The sequence below is a fragment of the Variovorax atrisoli genome, assembly GCF_014195185.1.
Lineage (GTDB): Bacteria > Pseudomonadota > Gammaproteobacteria > Burkholderiales > Burkholderiaceae_C > Variovorax > Variovorax atrisoli.
The window spans coordinates 1-18,293 of sequence record NZ_JACIBG010000008.1 but is presented as its reverse complement, the minus strand read 5'-3'; the positions used below and the strand labels follow the sequence as shown (position 1 = coordinate 18,293).

13 protein-coding genes and 1 pseudogene are annotated in these 18,293 nt (G+C 67.1%); 11 read left to right on the top strand and 3 right to left on the bottom strand.

Translation table 11 applies throughout. The annotated features are described in order from the left end of the window. The first annotated feature begins 423 nt into the window (after positions 1 to 423). On the top strand, positions 424 to 3,096 hold the full coding sequence (gene gspD, locus FHY06_RS25380; protein WP_184606730.1) for a type II secretion system secretin GspD: 2,673 nt from the start codon (positions 424 to 426) through the stop codon (positions 3,094 to 3,096). A gap of 58 nt (positions 3,097 to 3,154) precedes the next feature. Here the strand turns inward: gspD and FHY06_RS25375 are convergent, their stop codons facing one another. Beyond that, positions 3,155 to 3,937, bottom strand: coding sequence for a winged helix-turn-helix domain-containing protein (locus tag FHY06_RS25375; RefSeq protein ID WP_184606729.1), 783 nt, complete (start codon positions 3,935 to 3,937; stop codon positions 3,155 to 3,157). 349 nt (positions 3,938 to 4,286) lie between these two features. On the opposite strand from FHY06_RS25375, the gene FHY06_RS25370 reads away from it, so the two are divergent. The 8 genes from FHY06_RS25370 to FHY06_RS25335 all read left to right on the top strand — a co-directional run bounded on the left by FHY06_RS25370 (position 4,287) and on the right by FHY06_RS25335 (position 14,171). Further along, the gene (locus FHY06_RS25370) at positions 4,287 to 5,636 is read left to right on the top strand and encodes a hypothetical protein (RefSeq protein WP_184606728.1); all 1,350 of its coding nucleotides are present in this window, start codon (positions 4,287 to 4,289) and stop codon (positions 5,634 to 5,636) included. Positions 5,637 to 5,992: 356 nt separating this feature from the next. After that, positions 5,993 to 7,486: an NCS1 family nucleobase:cation symporter-1 gene (locus FHY06_RS25365; protein ID WP_019655069.1), complete on the top strand. Its 1,494-nt coding sequence runs from the start codon at positions 5,993 to 5,995 to the stop codon at positions 7,484 to 7,486. Positions 7,487 to 7,528: 42 nt separating this feature from the next. Continuing rightward, positions 7,529 to 8,266 (top strand): aspartate/glutamate racemase family protein, encoded by a 738-nt coding sequence (locus FHY06_RS25360; RefSeq protein ID WP_126185326.1) that lies wholly within the window; start codon positions 7,529 to 7,531, stop codon positions 8,264 to 8,266. Positions 8,267 to 8,280: 14 nt separating this feature from the next. Beyond that, a complete protein-coding gene (locus tag FHY06_RS25355) occupies positions 8,281 to 9,042 on the top strand; it encodes a GntR family transcriptional regulator (protein WP_019655067.1) in 762 nt (253 codons plus the stop codon). Between the two features lies 1 nt (position 9,043). Beyond that, a complete protein-coding gene (locus FHY06_RS25350; protein WP_132752724.1) occupies positions 9,044 to 9,583 on the top strand; it encodes a helix-turn-helix domain-containing protein in 540 nt (179 codons plus the stop codon). A gap of 119 nt (positions 9,584 to 9,702) precedes the next feature. After that, on the top strand, positions 9,703 to 11,469 hold the full coding sequence (locus FHY06_RS25345) for an EAL domain-containing protein (protein WP_184606727.1): 1,767 nt from the start codon (positions 9,703 to 9,705) through the stop codon (positions 11,467 to 11,469). 57 nt (positions 11,470 to 11,526) lie between these two features. Further along, positions 11,527 to 12,516, top strand: a complete 990-nt coding sequence (locus FHY06_RS25340; protein ID WP_184606726.1) for an NAD-dependent epimerase/dehydratase family protein — start codon at positions 11,527 to 11,529, stop codon at positions 12,514 to 12,516. Between the two features lie 164 nt (positions 12,517 to 12,680). Then, a complete protein-coding gene (locus FHY06_RS25335; protein WP_145761001.1) occupies positions 12,681 to 14,171 on the top strand; it encodes a nucleobase:cation symporter-2 family protein in 1,491 nt (496 codons plus the stop codon). Positions 14,172 to 14,321: 150 nt separating this feature from the next. On the opposite strand, the gene FHY06_RS25330 is transcribed toward FHY06_RS25335, so the two are convergent. Both FHY06_RS25330 and FHY06_RS25325 read right to left on the bottom strand, forming a co-directional pair. Next, on the bottom strand, positions 14,322 to 15,182 hold the full coding sequence (locus FHY06_RS25330; protein ID WP_184606725.1) for an aldo/keto reductase: 861 nt from the start codon (positions 15,180 to 15,182) through the stop codon (positions 14,322 to 14,324). 31 nt (positions 15,183 to 15,213) lie between these two features. After that, on the bottom strand, positions 15,214 to 16,638 hold the full coding sequence (locus FHY06_RS25325; RefSeq protein WP_184606724.1) for a sensor histidine kinase: 1,425 nt from the start codon (positions 16,636 to 16,638) through the stop codon (positions 15,214 to 15,216). A gap of 351 nt (positions 16,639 to 16,989) precedes the next feature. Here FHY06_RS25325 and FHY06_RS25320 point away from each other — a divergent pair, with 351 nt between their 5' ends. Continuing rightward, on the top strand, positions 16,990 to 18,075 hold the full coding sequence (locus FHY06_RS25320; protein ID WP_184606723.1) for a tartrate dehydrogenase: 1,086 nt from the start codon (positions 16,990 to 16,992) through the stop codon (positions 18,073 to 18,075). A gap of 36 nt (positions 18,076 to 18,111) precedes the next feature. Continuing rightward, positions 18,112 to 18,293: pseudogene (locus FHY06_RS25315) on the top strand (ABC transporter permease); the annotation flags it as partial.

Sequence of the window (18,293 nt, the reverse complement as noted above, 5' to 3'; positions counted from 1 at the left end):
CGGCCGATACCGCGAGCGTCCCGTCGCTGCCGCATTCCGTAAAGAAGTCCTTGAAGGCATCGCCGGCCATCCTGGGCCAGGCCAGGCGCCCAACGATTGCATACAAAAATGAGGTTCTCCATCTCATTCGAATGGCTAGTGGCCGCAGGGCGAATCAGCGAGCATGCATGCCCGGAGGCACCTGACGGCACATCCCTCTTCCGGCATAGCCTTTAGCAGCAACGATGTGGATCGGTGCGGAAACTCAAACCATCGTTGTCGGCCCCTGATGCCGTTTTTCCCTGCGATTCGAACCTGCACGATGAACCGTTCGGCCGTCAGCCCCGAAGGCGGCCGTTCGTTCCGGCCCGCGCCATGCCCGGGCGAAGTAGCCTTGCCCCTGCCAGGTACCCCTGCCACCGCAGGTCGTGCGGGCACTGACGCATGAGCGCACGGTTCGATGGCGCGCGAAGCGTTCGCGCCGCATGCCTCGGCCTGCTGCTCTGCGGCATATTGGGGCTGGCCCATGCGCAGAACACCATCAAGGCCGTGTCGGGCTACGTTCAGCATGGAGCCACGGTCGTTCAGATCGATCTGGCGCAGCCGCTCGACGAGCTGCCCGGCGGATTCGCCATACAGAACCCTGCGCGCATCGCGCTCGACTTTCCCGGCGTCGCCAGCGAGGTGGGCCGCGCGGCCGTCGAAGTGAACCAGGCCAACCTGCGTTCGATCAACGTCGTGCAGGCGGGAGAGCGAAGCCGGGTCGTGCTGAATCTTTGGCAACCCGCTTCGTACAAGACCGAGATCCAAGGCAGTACGCTCAGGGTCACGCTGCAGTCCGCCGGCGCTGCTGCCTCACCGACGCAGGCTCGCCCGCCTGCCAGCGCCAGGGCAGTGCCTGCCGGCAGCGAACCCGTCACGCTGAATTTCTTCAACGCAGACATCGAGGCGGTGGCGCGCACCATGGCGGTGGTCACCGGCCGCGACGTGGTGGTCGACCCGCGGGTGAAGGGCACGATGAACCTCGTCACCGAGCGAGCGATCCCTCCGGCCGCGGCCTTCGACCAGTTCGCCCTCGCGCTGCGACTGCGCGGCTTCGCCCTGGTGGAAGCCGAGGGGCTCTACAAGGTGGTGCCCGAGGCGAGCGCAAAGCTGCAGAGCGGCACCGTCAATACCTCGATCGGCGCCATCCCGGCGAACGCCGGCAACCAGGTCGTCACGCAGATCTTCAGGCTCAACTACGAGTCGCCGAACAACCTGCTGCCGGTGCTGCGACCGCTGATCGCGCCGAACAACAGCATCAACGTGAACCCGGGCACCAACTCGATCGTGATCACCGACTACGCGGACAACATGCGCCGCCTCGCGCGCGTCATCGCGTCGCTGGATGTTCCGAACGCGTCCGACGTCGAGATCATCCAGCTGCGATACGCGCTCGCCACCGACATCGTGCCGATGCTGCAGCGGCTGATCGACGGCGGCAGTTCGGGTGCATCGGCCTTGTCGGCCGCATCAGGCATGTCGAGCATGTCGGAGTCGCCGAATGCGGCACCCATCTCGAACGCGCCGGACACGTCGTTCCGCACCACCTTGATGGCCGACCCGCGCAGCAACTCCGTGCTCATGCGGGCGGCCAACCCGGCGCGCATGCAGCTCGTGCGCGCGCTGGTCGACAAGCTCGACCGCCCGCCGGCGGACACCGGAAACGGCGCCGCCGGCAACATCTACGTGGTCTACCTGAAGAACGCGGACGCGGTGCGGCTCGCGGTCACGCTGCGTGCCGCGATGGCGGCGGGCCAGCAGAACGCGGCCCAGGCTGCAGGTGGCGGCGCGGCCTTGCAGGGACCACAGCAAGCCTCGCAGGCGGGCCCGAACGCGGGAGGCCAGGGCGGCGCTTCGAGCGCGGCCGACGCGCCCCTGAACAACACGAACCAGCCCTCCACCGGGGGCCAGATCCAGGCCGATCCGTCGACCAACTCGCTGATCATCACCGCGCCGGAGCCGCAATACCGGCAGATGCGCGCGGTGATCGACAGGCTCGACGGCCGGCGGGCCCAGGTGATGATCGAGGCGCTGATCGTCGAGGTGAACGCCAGCAAGGCCGCGAGCTTCGGCGTGCAGTGGCAGAGCGCGCTGGGCGGCAACGCCGTCATCGGCACCAATTCGAGCCTCAACAGAAACAACATCCTCGCGCTCACCCAGGCGCTGGCCACGCGCAATGCCGCCGGCGTGGCGAGCCAGATCGCGCCGGGCCTGAACATCGGCGTGGGCAGCAGGATCGGCGGACAGTACGTGCTGGGCGCCATCGCCAACTTCTTCAGCAGCGACGGCGACGCCAACATCCTGTCCACACCCAACCTGCTGACGCTGGACAACGAGGAGGCCCGCATCGTGATCGGCCAGAACGTGCCCTTCGTCACGGGCCAGTACGCGAGCGCCGCCGGTTCGGTCGGCGTCAATCCCTTCACCACCGTGGAACGCAAGGACGTGGGCCTCACGCTGCGCGTGCGCCCGACCATCAACGAGAACGGCACGGTGAAGCTCACCATCTTCCAGGAGGCCTCGACAGTCGACCAGAACACGGCCAACAACCAGAACGGACCGACCACCAACAAGCGCTCGATCGAGTCGAACGTGCTGGTGGAAGACGGCGGCCTGGTCATGCTCGGCGGCCTGCTCTCCGACACCTACAACAACACCATCGAGAAGGTGCCGCTGGCAGGAGACGTGCCGGTGGTGGGCAACCTCTTCAAGAACGAGAACCGCACGCGCGCCAAGAGCAACCTGATGATGTTCCTGCGCCCCGCCGTGATGCGCGATGCGGAGTCCATCGAGTCCTTCTCCTACGGCCGCTACGACGAGATCCGCAGCATGCAGAAGCGCACGCAGCCGGACACCGGCAACATCATGCTGCGTGCGGTGGATGCCGCGCCGCTGCTGCCCGATGCGCCGCTGGCGCGCGCACCAAGCCGAAGCGGCAGCACGCGCATGGAGGGCACCGAACTCATCCCGCCACCGCGACCCGCCATCGATGATCGCGACCTGACACCGCCGAGCACGTTGCGCGGCGCGCTGCCGCCGACGGCGGACCCGGTCAGTGCGCGCGAACTACCCTAGCACGAACCAGGTTCGCTGGCCGCCAGCGCTTCGATCCGTCAGGTGGCGATCAGGCCCTTCAAGACCGCGTCCGCTGTTCGAGCACGTAGCCCTTGCCTCGCACCGTATGCAGCAGCTTCACTTCGAACGGTGAATCGAGCTTGTTGCGCAGGCGCAGTATGGCGACGTTGATCGCGTTGGTGGCGGGATCGAACTCCGTGCCCCAGACTTCGCGGGCGAGCGTATCGCGCGACAGCACTTGACCCTGATTGCGAAGCAGCACCAGCAGCAGCACGAACTCCATCCTGGTCAGGCCGAGGTCCTTGCCGTCGCGGCAGCAGGTCGCATCGCATTCGTTGATCTCCAGATCGCCCAGCCACAGTATCGGCTGTGGGCGCGCAGCGCAGTTGCGTGCCAGCGCCCTGATGCGCGACAGCAGCTGGGGCATCGTGAAGGGCTTGACCAGGTAGTCGCTCGCTCCGAGCTCCAGGCCCGCGAGGCGCACGGCAACGCTGTCGCGCTCGGTCAGAACGAGCAGGGGCGCGTTCGTCTTGCGCCGGATCGATCGCACGGCGCTCAGGCCTGCGATGCCGGGCTGCATGGAATTCAACAGAACCAGCGAATAGTCCCGCGCGAGCGCAGGCGTCGCTGCCGCGTTGGCACCGCGCGATACGTCGATGAGCAAACCCTTCTGCTGCAACGCCTGATTCATCGAATCGCAAAAGCTGGAACGGTGATCGACGAGCAGTATTCGGGTGGCATCGATATCTTCAACGCCCTCCTTAACTCGTCCTTTTTCGGTGTCGACGAGTTCACCGCTCGATGCGTGGTCGAGAGAAAGTTTTGAATCCAGAAGCCGCACGGTTTCTCCTTCCAACGCGCCAGAGTGGAGCTACCGTGTTCTTATATGTTTGCTGTAGATCATTGATCTAATTCATTACTTAGGAAGACGATCGGTCTTTTCGTCTTCCTGCACGTGAGTCGTTCATCCCTTCATTCACGGACGATATTCGGCCTGAGTGCAGCCTGACATGGGTCGACTCGACGAGCGAAATATCGTTACCGCATGAAATTCATCCCGGCGCTGTCATCGACTGTTTTCGAGGGCCCGTTAGGTCGTTCCCTGTGCCATTCGTGCACGTCCTCGGGAATATCGAATGAGAAAAGCACCTTCTTCTCTCCCCGCACTTCAGATTGCAGGAGTTCTGGTGGTGAGCCTGACTGCAGGCTGTGTCGTTCAACCGCCGGCTCCGGTGGTCCGCACCGTCGTGCAGCCCGCGCACGTCGCTGTCGCCGCACCGCCTGTCGTGAGCGTGTACGTCGATCCGCCGCTGTATCAGCCTCCTCCGATCGCGGTGGCATGGGCTCCGCCGCCGATGCTCGTGGAAGTGCCGCCGCCCCCGCCTTTCGCGGGCGCGGTGTGGACCGGCGGCTACTGGACGTGGCAGGGCAACTGGGTGTGGGCCGCAGGCCGCTGGTCCGCGCCCCCGCAACCCGGCTATGGATGGGTGCAGCCTTACTACGAGCACCGCGACAACGTGGTGGTCTTCGTCGCAGGCCATTGGTCGCCGCCGGGCGTCGCGTTCGTGCCGCCGCCGCTGGGGCTGAGCCTTGCAGTGTCGGTGGCGGCAGCCGGCGTGGTGGCAGGGATCGCTCCGATCGGGCCACCTGGCGTGTTCGTTCCCGCGCCTCCCGGTTCGCGGCTCGGCCTGATCGTGCCTGCCCCGATCGGTACGCCGCCGGCGGTGGTCGTCAGCGCGCCGCCGGTCAACAACGTCGGCATGCGCGTGCAGAACACCACGATCAACAGCGTGACGAACCACACGACGATCAACAACATCACCAACGTCACGAACATCAACAACAACAGCCAGACAGTGAAGGTGGTGGCGCCCGCCAGCGCGACCGCGAGCGGCAGGCCGTTCGAAGCCGCGATTCCGGCAAGTGCCCACCTTGCCGCTGCGCTCCCGCCCGTCGTGCGCGCGATGGCGCCGGTTCCGGCGAGCGCGAAGCCGGTCGCCGCGCTGCCGGCCGACCGTCAACCGCCGCCCGCGGCACGGTCGGCGGAGGCGCTCCGCCCTGCGGTTCCCGGCACTCCTGCCGCACAACAGGCTGCTGCGGCTCGCCCACCTTCGCAACCGCAGCCGACCTCTGCGCCTCAGTCGCGCCCTGAACCACCGGGCCGCCCCGAGGCGCAGGCGCATGGCGAGCCTCTTTCGCACCCTGCACCGCAGTCGCGTCCAGAGCCGCTCATGTCCAAGGCCCCTGCCAGGAGGCCCGAGCCTGCAGTGGCCTCACCGACGCCGGCGCAGGCCCGCGCCGAGCTGCCTCAACGACCGAAGCCGCCCGCCGACGATGCGCGAATGGCGCATGAAGGGCGCCCGCCAGTTGCAGTGCACGACGGAGGCGAGCAGAGGCTCCAGCGGCCACCGAGGCCGGTGTCGGCACCGGCTCCCGCACCGAGACCGCACCCGCCCGCGCCTTCGCATGGGCATCCCGAGCATCCTCCGGCTCCCCACGAACACGCCGCCGCCCCGCACAAGAAGGAGCACGGCCAGTAAGGCCGGTCAAGCCTTCCCACTGCACGCCGCCGCATCGGGCGGCACTGACCGCGTAGCGGTGCACCTCCCGGGTGCGCCGCTACGCGGTCTCGCCCCATCCCGAGGCATCCGCCTCCCTGCCCCCTTATTCCCTCGGTCCGCGCCTGCCCACGGCGAGCAGCGCAGGGACGGACACGCCCGTGAGCCCGCGCCGCACCCGAGGCCAACGCGAAGACCTCAGGGATTACACCGATATATGAGTTCTCGAATGACCTTGATTGCGTTCGTTTTTTGTATACAAATAACGAACCCGATAATCCGGCGCGAAATTTGCGTCAAAACAGGTTCTGATCCACCCACCCGCAAGAGGTAAGACCATGAGCACAGTCGTCAGCCAGGCCCCCACGGGGGCGAGCGAAGCCGGCATTGCGCCGCACGCAGAATCGAATGCCGTCATCAAGCCCGGCTACCACCCGCGCCTGACCAACGAAGACCTCGCCCCGCTGAAGAAGCAGACCTGGGGTCAGTACAACATCTTCGCCTTCTGGATGTCCGACGTGCACAGCGTGGGCGGCTACATCACCGCGGGCAGCCTCTTCGCGCTGGGTCTTTCGAGCTGGCAGGTGCTGGTGTCGCTGCTGGTGGGCATCGTGATCGTGCAGATCTTCTGCAACCTCGTGGCCAAGCCCAGCCAGGTGACGGGCGTGCCCTACCCCGTGGTGTGCCGTGCGCCCTTCGGCGTGCTGGGCGCGAACATTCCGGCCATCATCCGCGGACTGATCGCGGTGGCCTGGTACGGCGTGCAGACCTACCTCGCCTCTGCCGCCTTCATGGTGCTGGCGCTGCACATGGCGCCCGGCCTGGCCCCTTACGCCGAGGTCACCAAGTACGGCTTCGCCGGCCTGTCCGCCCTGGGCTGGGTCGCGTTCATGGTCATGTGGGTGCTGCAGGCCTTCGTGTTCTGGCACGGCATGGATGCGATCCGCAAGTTCATCGACTGGGCCGGCCCTGCCGTGTACGTCGTCATGGCCATCCTGTGCGGCTGGCTGGTGTGGAAGGCCGGCTGGAGCAACATCGACCTGAACCTGGGCGGCATCAAGTTCCAGGGCTGGGACGCGCTGCCCGTGATGCTCTCGGCCATCGCGCTGGTGGTGAGCTACTTCAGCGGCCCGATGCTCAACTTCGGCGACTTCTCGCGCTACGGCAAGAGCTTCGAGGCGGTGAAGAAGGGCAACTTCTGGGGCCTGCCGGTGAACTTCGTGTTCTTCTCGCTGCTGACGGTCATCACCACCGCCGCCACGTTGCCGGTGTTCGGCGAGCTCATCACCGACCCGGTGCACACCGTGGGCAAGATCGACAGCACCACCGCCGTCGTGCTGGGCGCGCTGACCTTCATGATCGCCACCATCGGCATCAACATCGTCGCGAATTTCGTCTCGCCCGCGTTCGACTTCTCCAACGTGGCACCGCAGCACATCAGCTGGCGCACGGGCGGCATGATCGCCGCGGTGGGTTCGGTGTTCCTCACGCCATGGAACCTCTACAACAGCCCCGAAGTCATCCACTACACGCTCGACGTGCTCGGCTCGTTCATCGGCCCGCTGTTCGGCATCCTCATTGCCGACTACTACATCGTGCGCAAGCAGCGCATCGACGTTGACGCGCTCTACAGCATGAGCCCCAAGGGCGAGTACTGGTACAGCGGCGGCTACAACCCGAAGGCGATCCAGGCGCTGGTGCCGGCGGCCATCGTGCCGATTCTTTGCGTGATGGTGCCGACGCTGCGCGGCGCCGCCAACTATGCATGGTTCATCGGCATGGCGCTGGGCTTCATCATCTATGCCGTGCTGAACCGCAGCAACAAGACCTGAACCACCGGTTAGTCAGATAGACAGAAAGAAAGGGACCGCGCCGTGCGCATCAAGATCATCAATCCGAACACCACCTGGAGCATGACCGAGAAGATCGGTGCCTGCGCCCGCGCGGTGGCGCAGGGCGGCACCGAGATCGTCGCGGTGAGCCCGGCCATGGGGCCGGTGTCCATCGAGAGCCACTACGACGAGGCGCTCGCCGTTCCGGGCCTGCTGCAGGAGATCGCGTCGGGCGAGCGCGACGGCATCGACGGCTACGTGATCGCCTGCTTCGGCGATCCGGGCCTGAAGGCCGCACGCGAACTGGCGCGCGGCCCGGTGGTGGGCATCGCCGAGGCCGCGATGCACCTGGCCAGCATGATCGGCAGCCGCTTCAGCGTGGTGACCACGCTGGGCCGCACCATCGGGCAGGCCTGGCACCTGGCCGAGATCTACGGCATGGAGCGCTTCTGCGCCAACGTGCGCGCCTGCGAGCTGCCGGTGCTGGAGCTGGAGGAGCCCGGCTCGCGCGCCCGGGAGCGCATCGTCGAGGAGTGCCGCCGCGCGCTCGAAGAAGACGGCACCGACTGCATCGTGCTCGGCTGCGCCGGCATGACCGACCTGTGCGAGCACATCGAGGGCGTACTGGGCGTACCGGTGATCGACGGCGTGGCCGCGGGCACCAAGCTCATCGAGTCGCTGGTGACGCTGAAGCTGCGCACCAGCAAGCGCGGCGAGCTCGCAAAGCCCCTGCCAAAGCCCATCATTGGCGCACTCGAAGGCTTCACCCTCGCGCGGTAGGCCACAATCCGCGCATGCCCCGCGCCAGTTCCACCAGATCTCCTGCCCCTGCTGCCACCGCCGCCGTTCCGGAAGAGAACGGCGCGGCACCGGCCGACAAGAACAGCTCCATCGAGAGCATCGCCAACGACATCGCCACCGCGATCGTCGAGAAGCGCCTGCCGCCGGGCACCTGGCTGCGCGAGGAGGCGCTGGGACGCGTGTATTCGGTGAGCCGCACCAAGGTGCGAGCGGCGCTGCTGATGCTGTCGAAGGACAAGCTCATCGAGATGATTCCCGACAAGGGCGCGTTCGTGAGCCAGCCTTCCGTCGAGGAAGCCCGCGAGGTGTTCGCGGTGCGCCGCATCCTCGAGAGCGAGGTGGTGCGCCTCTTCATCGCCAGTGCACGGGCGCGCGACTACCAGGCGCTCGAGCAGCACATCAAGTTCGAACGCACCGCGCTGCGCCAGAGCACCACCATGGGCACGGTGCGCGAGAAGCTGCTGGGCGATTTCCACGTGACCCTGGCCGAGGCCACGGGCAACCGCACGCTGGCCGAACTGGTACGCGAACTGGTGGCACGCAGCTCGCTGATCGCGATGCTCTACCACTCCTCGAACGACCCGCACTGCTCTTCGGACGAGCACGCGGAGTTCCTGCGCCTGTGCCGCAAGGGCGACGTCGAAGCCGCGGTGAAGAGCATGACCGAGCACCTGGAGCGCATCGAGGCCAGCCTCGAACTCGGCACCGAAAAACCCGACCGGCAGCTCGACCTGGTCAAGGCGCTGCTGGCCTGACATGCGCAGGAACCTCGGCCTCGCGCTGCGTCAGATGCGGCTGCTGCGCGGCATCAAGCAGGCTCACTTCGCTCAGCTGATGGGCGTGAGCCAGGCGACCGTGTCGCGCTGGGAGCGCGGACAGCTTGCGCTATCGCCGGCGCAGCAGGCCGTGGCACACCGGCTGCTTGCGGCAGCGTGCGATTCGGCGCAGGACGCCGCGCTGAAGCGGCTGGTCGAGTCGTCCACGCGCAAGGTGCACCTGATCTGCGACCGAACACACCGGCTGCTGGCCGCATCGCCCTCGCGCCAGTCCGAATGGCGCGCCGACGCCAGCGAATTCATGGGCCGCTCGCTGATCGGCTACGCCTCGCAGGAGATTCTCGAAGCCGAGGCCACGCTCGACGCTCTGGGCTGGCACGCGGGCGAGCTGTCGTCGCTGGAGATCGCCACCGGGCCGAACACCGACCGCGTCGTGCCGATCCTTCCCGGACGTGTGCTGTGGGAGCGCATCGCGCTGTCCGACGGGCGCGCGGGGCGTATCGTCACCACCGTCGCCTGACCCTGGCGGTGGCAGGGCGGCCCGTGCACCTGTCATATAAATACGGCATTCTGTAGCCCAAAAAGGCTACTTGCTTGTTTTCTTCCGCGCGAGAGCCGCCGACGAACAACCTCCACAGCATGCCCCGGCCCTCCCCGCCCAGCGCCCCGTCGCATCCTGCGATCGCTCCGTTCTTCCAGCCGATCGTGGACCTGCGCCAGGGAACGATCTTCGGTCACGAGGCCCTGATCCGCAGCGGCGCCGGCATCGCCCTTCCAGGCCCCGAGGCGCTGCTCGCACAGGCGGCCGCCGAATCCCGGCTGACGGGCTTCGAGCTGCACTGCGTGGAGGCGGTGTTCGCCCACTGGGGTCGGCTCGACAAGCCGGGCCGGCTCTTCGTGAACATGAGCGCCGACACCCTGATCGAAGCCATGGACGCCTCCGGCGGCGCTTGCCGGTTCGAACGCATGACGGCAGACCACGGCATCGCGGCGCGCGACGTGACAGTGGAACTCACCGAGCAATCCGCCGCTGCCGATGCAGCAGCGCTGCAGGATGCGGTCAAGGCGCTGCATGCGCTGGGTGCGCGCGTCGCGCTCGACGACTTCGGCCAGGGCCACTCCAACCTGCAGCGCTGGAAGGACCTGCAGCCCGACTTCGTGAAGCTCGACAAGCTGCTGACCCAGGGCATATGCGACTCGCCGCAGAGCGTGGCGATGGTGCGTGCCATCGTCGCCCTGGGCACCGCGATGGGCAGCGAACTCATCGCCGAAGGCGTGGAAAACACCAAGGACCTGCGCGTGCTGCGAGACCTCGGCATCGCCCACGGCCAGGGCTTCCTGTTCGGCCCGCCGGCGCCGCGGCTGCTGCCGGCGCTGCCCGAGCCCGTATCGGCCGCCATCACCGACAGCCGCATCGCGGTGATGCCGCACGCATCGCAACCCTCGCAGCCCAATGTGCTGCGCAGCCTGTCGATCATCCAGGCGCCCGCACTCCACCCGCTGACGCCGGTCGACGAGGTCGCGGCCGTCTTCCAGAAGCACCCACAGCTGCATGCGCTGGCCGTGGTCGAGGGCGCGACGCCGGTCGCGCTGATCAACCGGCAGTCGTTCATGAACGACTATGCGCGGCTGTATTTTCGCGAGGTGCATGGCCGGCGTCCCTGCCTGGCCTATGGCAGCAGCACGCCCTTGATCGTGGAGCGCGAGGAGAACGTCGAGAGCCTGCTCGGCATCCTGATGTCGGAGGATCAGCGCTACCTGAACGAAGGCTTCATCGTGACGGAGAAGAAGCGCTATGCGGGCCTGGGCACCGGCGACCAGCTCGTGCGCGCGGTCACCGAGGCGCGCATCGAGGCGGCGCGGCACGCCAATCCGCTGACATCGCTGCCGGGCAACATCCCCATCAACATCCACATCGAACGGCTGCTCGACAGGGGTGCCGAGTTCGCGGCCTGCTACGCCGACCTGAACAGCTTCAAGGTATTCAACGACCACTACGGCTACTGGCGCGGCGACGAGATGATCCTGCTGCTCGCGCGGCTCGCGGCGCAGCATGCGGACGCCCATCGCGACTTCGTCGGCCACATCGGCGGCGACGACTTCCTGATGCTGTTCCAGAGCCCCGACTGGCACCAGCGCTGCGTGCGGCTGATCGAGGCCTTCAACCAGCAGGCACCCGGCCTCTACGACGAGGCCGACCGGCAGGCCGGCGGCATCGAGGGCGAAGACCGGCACGGCGTGGTCCGCTTCACGCCTTTCGCCACGCTGGCCATCGGCGCAGTACGCATCCCGCCGGGCATGTTCAGGCATGCCGAGGACGTGGCGGGCGAGGCCTCCATCGCGAAGCACGACGCCAAGCAGGCGGCCTCCGGGCTCACGGTGCGCGAGGCCAGGCCGCGAGGCTGAGAATCGCGCATAACTTATGCGTGGACGGTCCAGGCGCCCGGCGATAGTCTCGCGGCCATGACCATCCTGATCACCGGCAGCGCCGGACATCTCGGCGAGGCGCTGATGCGTACCCTGCGCTCGACCTCGCAGGACGCGCGCGGCATCGACATCGCACCCTCCGCCTTCACCGACCGTACCGGCTCCATCACCGACCGCGCCTTCGTGCGCGACTGCATGAGGGGCGTGCGCAGCGTCATCCACGCCGCCACGCTGCACAAGCCGCACGTGGCGACGCACAGCCTGCAGGCGTTCGTCGACACCAACATCACGGGCACGCTGGTGCTGCTGGAGGAGGCTGTCGCCGCGGGTGTCGAGTCGTTCGTGTTCACGAGCACGACCAGCACCTTCGGTTCCGCGCTCACGCCCGCGCAGGGCATGCCCGCCGTATGGATCACCGAAGACGTGGTGCCGGTGCCCAAGAACATCTACGGCGTGACGAAGACATCGGCCGAAAGCCTGTGCGAGCTGTTCCACCGCAGGCAGCGCCTGCCCGTCGTGGTGCTGAAGACATCGCGCTTCTTCCCCGAGGAGGACGACGACGCCGCAGCGCGCAGCCTGCATTCGCTGGACAACGCGCAGGCCAACGAGCTGCTGCACCGCCGCGCCGACATCGAGGACGTGGTGGAAGCCCATCTTCTGGCCGTCCGCCACGCCCGGCGCATCGGCTTCGGCCGCTACATCATCTCGGCCACCACGCCCTTCACGCGCGGCGACCTGCCGATGCTGCGCGAGGACGCGGCCGCCGTGCTGAGCCGCCTCTTCCCCGAGGCGGAGGGACTCTATGCGAAGCGGGGGTGGACGCTGCCGCGGCAGCTCGACCGCGTCTACGTGAACGAGCTCGCGCGGCGCGAGCTCGGATGGAAGCCGCAGCATGACTTCGCGCACGTGCTGCGCTGCCTGCGCGAAGGCGGCGATTTCCGCAGCCAGCTCGCACTCGACGTGGGCAACAAGGGCTACCACGCCGAAGTCTTCGACGACGGCCCCTACCCCGTCGCAACGCACTGAAACAAATGGGGGCAAGGCCCCGCGCCGGATGCGGGTTTTCCTGAATCCGGATTGTTGCATAAGTTGTATACAGTTTGGCGTACACAATGAGGTGTGCGCATGCCCAGCCGTGTCGCGCGCCTCTCCTCGATCAATCCCTCTCTCGCCGCAGCAGGAGACACACGATGACGGCCGACACCACTCCCTCCACAGTCCATCCCGTGGACCAGCGGCTTCCCACCGGCAAGCTCGCGGCCCTGGGCCTTCAGCACGTGCTGGTGATGTATGCGGGCGCCGTCGCGGTGCCGCTGATCGTGGGCCGCGCGCTCAAGCTCAGCCCCGATGAGGTCGCGCTGCTGATTTCGGCCGACCTGTTCTGCTGCGGCATCGCCACGCTGATCCAGGCGCTGGGCGCCACGCAGTTCTTCGGCATCAAGCTGCCGGTGATGATGGGCGTGACCTTCGCCTCCGTCGCGCCGATGGTGGCCATCGCCAACGCCAACCCCGGACAGAACGGCGCGCAGCTGCTCTTCGGCGCCATCATCGGCGCGGGCGTGGTGTCGATACTGATCGCGCCGCTGGTCAGCCGCATGCTGCGCTTCTTTCCGCCGGTGGTCACCGGCACCATCATCGCGGTCATCGGCATCAGCCTGATGCGCGTGGGCATCAACTGGATCTTCGGCAACCCCGTGGGCCCGACCGCGCCGGCGCTTGTCGACCCGGTCTATGCGAAGTGGCTTGCGGAAGTGACCTCGCCCGGCAGCTCCATTCCCGCCGTGCCCAAGGGCTTCGCGATCCTGCCCACGGTGCCCAACCCCAAGTACGCCGACCTCTCGGGCTTCGGCGTGGCTGCACTGGTGCTCGTGTCGATCCTGCTGATCGTGAAGTACGCCAAGGGCTTCGTCGCCAACATCTCGGTGCTGCTGGGTATCGTGATCGGCGCTGTCGTGGCCTCGCTCACCGGCCTCATGACGTATGAGAAGGTCGGCAAGGCCGCCTGGGTCGACATCGTGCTGCCCTTCCACTTCGGCATGCCGCAGTTCGACCCGATCCTGATCCTCACGATGACGCTGATCATGATCGTGGTGATGATCGAATCGACCGGCATGTTCCTCGCGCTGGGCGAAATGACCGACCGCAGGATCAGCCAGAAGGACCTGGCGCGCGGCCTGCGCACCGACGGCCTGGGCACGCTGATCGGCGGCATCTTCAACACCTTCCCCTACACCAGCTTCTCGCAGAACGTGGGTCTCGTCGCCGTCACCGGCATCAAGAGCCGCTACGTGTGCGTGGCCGGAGGCATCATCCTGATCGTGCTGGGCCTGCTGCCGAAGATGGCGGCGCTGGTGGAATCGCTGCCCACCGTGGTGCTCGGCGGTGCGGGCCTGGTGATGTTCGGCATGGTGGCCGCCACCGGCATCCGCATCCTGTCGGGCGTGGACTTCAAGAACAACCGCCATAACGCGATGATCGTCGCGGTGTCGCTGGGCATCGGCATGATTCCGCTGATCGCCCCCAACTTCAAGCAGTGGATGCCGCATGCCATCCACTCGCTGATCGAATCGGGCATCCTGCTGGCGTCGGTCGCCGCGGTGCTGCTGAACCTGTTCCTCAACGGCGCGAAGCACGACGAGCAGGCCATGATCGCTGCGGCCAAGCACGCGGACGCTCACTGAATACGTGATCGGTTGGCCGGACGCAGAGGACGCGAAGAATCCGCAAAGGGCGCAAAAAACACAAAGAAAGACCTACCTGGTATTTCTTTCGCGCCCTTGGCGAAACCTTGGCGCCCTCTGCCTCCGACCGTTCTGCCTTTCTCTGAGCCCTCAGATCATCGCCAGCGGCGTCTTGCGTCGCGGCGGCGGATGCAGGCGATCCAGTTCCGCCAGCGTCGCCGCGTCGAGCTTCAACTCGGCAGCGGCCAGATTCTCCTTCAGGTGCGCGCTGCGAACCGCCTTCGGAATGGCAACCACGCCGGGCCGCGCGATCACGGCGGCCAATGCGAGCTGCGCGGCGGTCACGCCAAGCCTGGCGGCAAGTTCGGCCAGTCCGTCGTCCTCCGCCAGCGCCCCCTGGTCGATGGGGCTGTAGGCCATCAGCGGAATGCCGCGCTCGCGCTGCCAGGGCAGCAGGCTGAACTCGGGTCCGCGTTCGCCCAGCGACAGGTAGACCTGGTTGGCCGCGCAGCCGGGGCCTTCGGCGCCGATGGCTTCCTCGAGTTCTTCCATGTCGTCGACGTCGAAGTTGCTCACGCCCCAGTGGGCGATGCGCCCATCCGCGACCAGGGAGTGCATCGCCGCCACCGTCTCGCGCAGCGGATGGCTGCCGCGCCAGTGCAGCAGGTAGAGGTCGAGGGCGTCGAGCCCCAGCCGCTTCAGGCTGCGTTCGCAGGCGTCGCGCGTGCCGCGCCGGCTGGCGTTGTGCGGATAGACCTTGCTGACGATGAAGAGCTCGTCGCGCCGCACGTCGTTTGCGCGCAGTGCTTCGCCGATCGCCTGGCCGATCACGGTCTCGGCCCCGCCCTCGCCGTACATCTCGGCGGTGTCGATGAGGCGATAGCCCAGCGCGATGGCTTCGCGCACGGCCTTGACCTCGTCGGCGCGGCGCTTCGCGTCTTCGCCCATGCGCCATGTGCCGAGGCCGAGTACCGGCATCTCGCCGCCGGTGGGGAGTTGAAGTGTTCGCATCGGCCCATCCTAAGAGGGATGCGCCCGCTTGTCAGCCGGACGAAGGCAGCCACACCGTCGCGCACAGGCCGCGTCCGCCCTCGCCATCGGACAACGCGATGCGGCCGCCATGCTTCTCCAGCACCGACCTGACGATGGCCAGCCCCAGGCCGCTGCCCGACTGCGTCTGGTCCGGGTTGCGGAAGAAGCGGTCGAAGACGCGCTCGCGCAGCGCGGGCGGGATGCCCGGCCCCTCGTCGGTCACCTGCAGGACGGCTTCCGACGCCTCGCGCCAGACGCGTACCTTGACCATGCCGCCATCGGGGCTGTACTTGATGGCGTTCTCCACGAGGTTGCCCGCCATCGATATGAGGCTCTCCCGCTCGCCATGCACCGCCACAGGCGTTGCCTCGTCGTGCGTGAACTCCAGCGCGATGCCGCGTGCCCGCGCGAGCGCCTCGACGAGGCGGATGCGCTCCTGCACCAGTTCGTCGAAGGCCAGGGTCGCGGGCGATGCGTCCCGCGGCATCTCGTCGCTTCTCATCAGCTGCTGCAGCTGGCCCACCAGCCGCGCAGCGCGGTCGTTGCTTCGCAGCAGGTTGGCCATGAGTTCGCGCTGGCCGGGGTCGGCGGTCTGCGCCTTCAGCGCCTCGACGTTCATCCGCATCGCATCGAGCGGCGTGCGCAGCTCGTTCGCCGCGTCGGCGATCAGCCCGCGCTCGCGCGATGCCCGGTCGCGCACGCTGCGCAGCAGGCCGTTGATGCCGTTCACCAGCGGCTGCAGCTCCTTGTGCGGCGGCTCGAAGGTCAGCGGGGAAAGATCGGCCGGGCCGCGCTCCGCGGTCTCCTTCGTCACCTGCCGCCACGGCCGCAGCGCGAGCATCACCGAAAGCCAGGCGGGGAATACGATGAACGGCAGGCTGATGGCCAGCGGCAGGAGGTAGTAGCTGCGGTGCTCGATGGTGAAGTTCAGGCGCAGCACGTCGGGTTCGGCCAACAGCACGCGCGTGTCCAGCAGCGGCGATGTCATCGCGCGGGCGCGCCACGCGCGCTCGCCGGCACGCACCCGCTCCACCCGCCCGGGCATCTGCGTGTGCATGAGCGGCACGCTCGGCGTGGAGTTGTAGATGAGCCGGCCCTGCTGCCACACCTGCAGCACGGGCGCCCGGTCCTGATCGGATTTGAAGTCGCTCGACGTCTCCTGCAGCGCCATGTCGAAGGCCTTGAGCGTCTGCTGCTGCCGCGCGGGGTCGAAGGCGAGGTTCTGCGCGCAGGCCATGATGCTCAGGAATATCCTGTCGTAGCGCACCAGCTCCGGCAGGCGATTGGAGTCGTAGAGGAAGAACGCCAGCGTGGCGCTCCACAGCAGCCCCGCCACCGCGATCTGCGCGAACAGCAGGCGCCGCACCAGCGAGGGCTGGAGCCACCGTCGGATGCGGCGTGCGATCGCCTTCGCGGCAACGGACAAGAAGTTCATGGTTCTCCTGGCGAGCGTTCTCTGCGGAGCGCCTCGCGAGCGCGCGGAGTATCCGGCAGGGCCGCGCGGCCCGCTTCAGAAAGCCTTCATGAAGGAGGCTCAAGGGCCTTTGCGCGGCAGCCATCGGGAGCTTCAGCCTTCTAATTATTCGAATTCGAAGTCGGTTTCGTGACACGAGATTCCTCCATCCACAGAGGAAAACGCAGCTGCACGACCTTCTTATTTTGTCAAGGCCAACTGGGTGCGAACCCCCTGCGCAGGCCCGTTTCTCGCTTCTAGAATTTTTTCGAAAGCCCGCGTCACGAGCGCCGGTGTCCCCCGAAACGAACGAACTTTGAACAGGTTGAGTCAATGCAGAAAAAGCACAGGATTGCCGTGATTCCAGGAGACGGCATCGGCGTCGAGGTCATGCCCGAAGGATTGCGCGTGCTCGACGCGGTCGGCCGCCGCTTCGGCATCGACTTCTCCTACGACCACTTCGACTGGGGCTCCGACCACTACGTGCGCACCGGCCTGATGATGCCGGCCGACTGGGCCGACAAGATCCATGGCCACGACGCCATCTACTTCGGTGCCGTGGGCGCACCCGACAAGGTGCCCGACCACATCGCCGTGTGGGGCCTGCTGATCAAGATCCGCCGCGACTTCGACCAGTACGTGAACCTGCGCCCCGTGCGCCTGATGCCCGGCGTGCCCGGCCCGCTGGCGCACCGCAAGCCCGGCGACATCGACTTCCTGGTGGTGCGCGAGAACACCGAGGGCGAATACACCTCCGTGGGCGGCCGCCTGTTCGAGGGCACGCCGCGCGAGATGGCGATCCAGGAAGCGGTCTTCACCCGCACCGGCGTGGACCGCATCATCGACTACGCGTTCCAGCTGGCCAACCGCCGCAAGCGCAAGAGCCTGACGGCCGCGACCAAGTCGAACGGCATCTCGATCACCATGCCCTACTGGGACGAGCGCCTGGCCGAGATCTCCAAGCGCTATCCCGAGGTGGCGACGAACAAGTTCCACATCGACATCCTGTGCGCGCACTTCGTGCAGCACCCCGACTGGTTCGACGTGGTCGTGGCCTCCAACCTCTTCGGCGACATCCTGTCCGACCTGGGCCCGGCCTGCACGGGCACCATCGGCATCGCGCCGTCGGCCAACCTCAACCCCGAACGCAAGTTCCCCTCGCTGTTCGAGCCGGTGCACGGCTCGGCACCCGACATCGCGGGCAAGGGCATCGCCAATCCGATCGGCCAGATCTGGTCGGCCGCGCTGATGCTGGACCATCTCGGCGGCGACGATCCCGTGTACGCGCAGGCTTCCGCCGCCGTGCTCTCGGCCATCGAGACCGTACTGAGCGAAGGCCCGCGCACCCGCGACATGGGCGGCACGGCCAACACGGTGGACGTGGGCCGCGCGATCGCCGAATGCATCTCGGCAGCATGACGCCCTGCCTTTCCCCTAGCGACCTGAGAGGCTGAGATGGGCCTGTTCCTGCTCAAGCGCACGCTGACGCTGATCGGCACCCTGATCGGCGCCTCGGTCATCGTCTTCCTCGTGCTCGAGATTCTGCCCGGCAACGCCGCGCAGATGCTCATGGGCCCCGACGCCTCGCCCGAGGCCGTCGCCGCGCTGGCCACCAAGCTCGGCCTCGACCAGCCCGC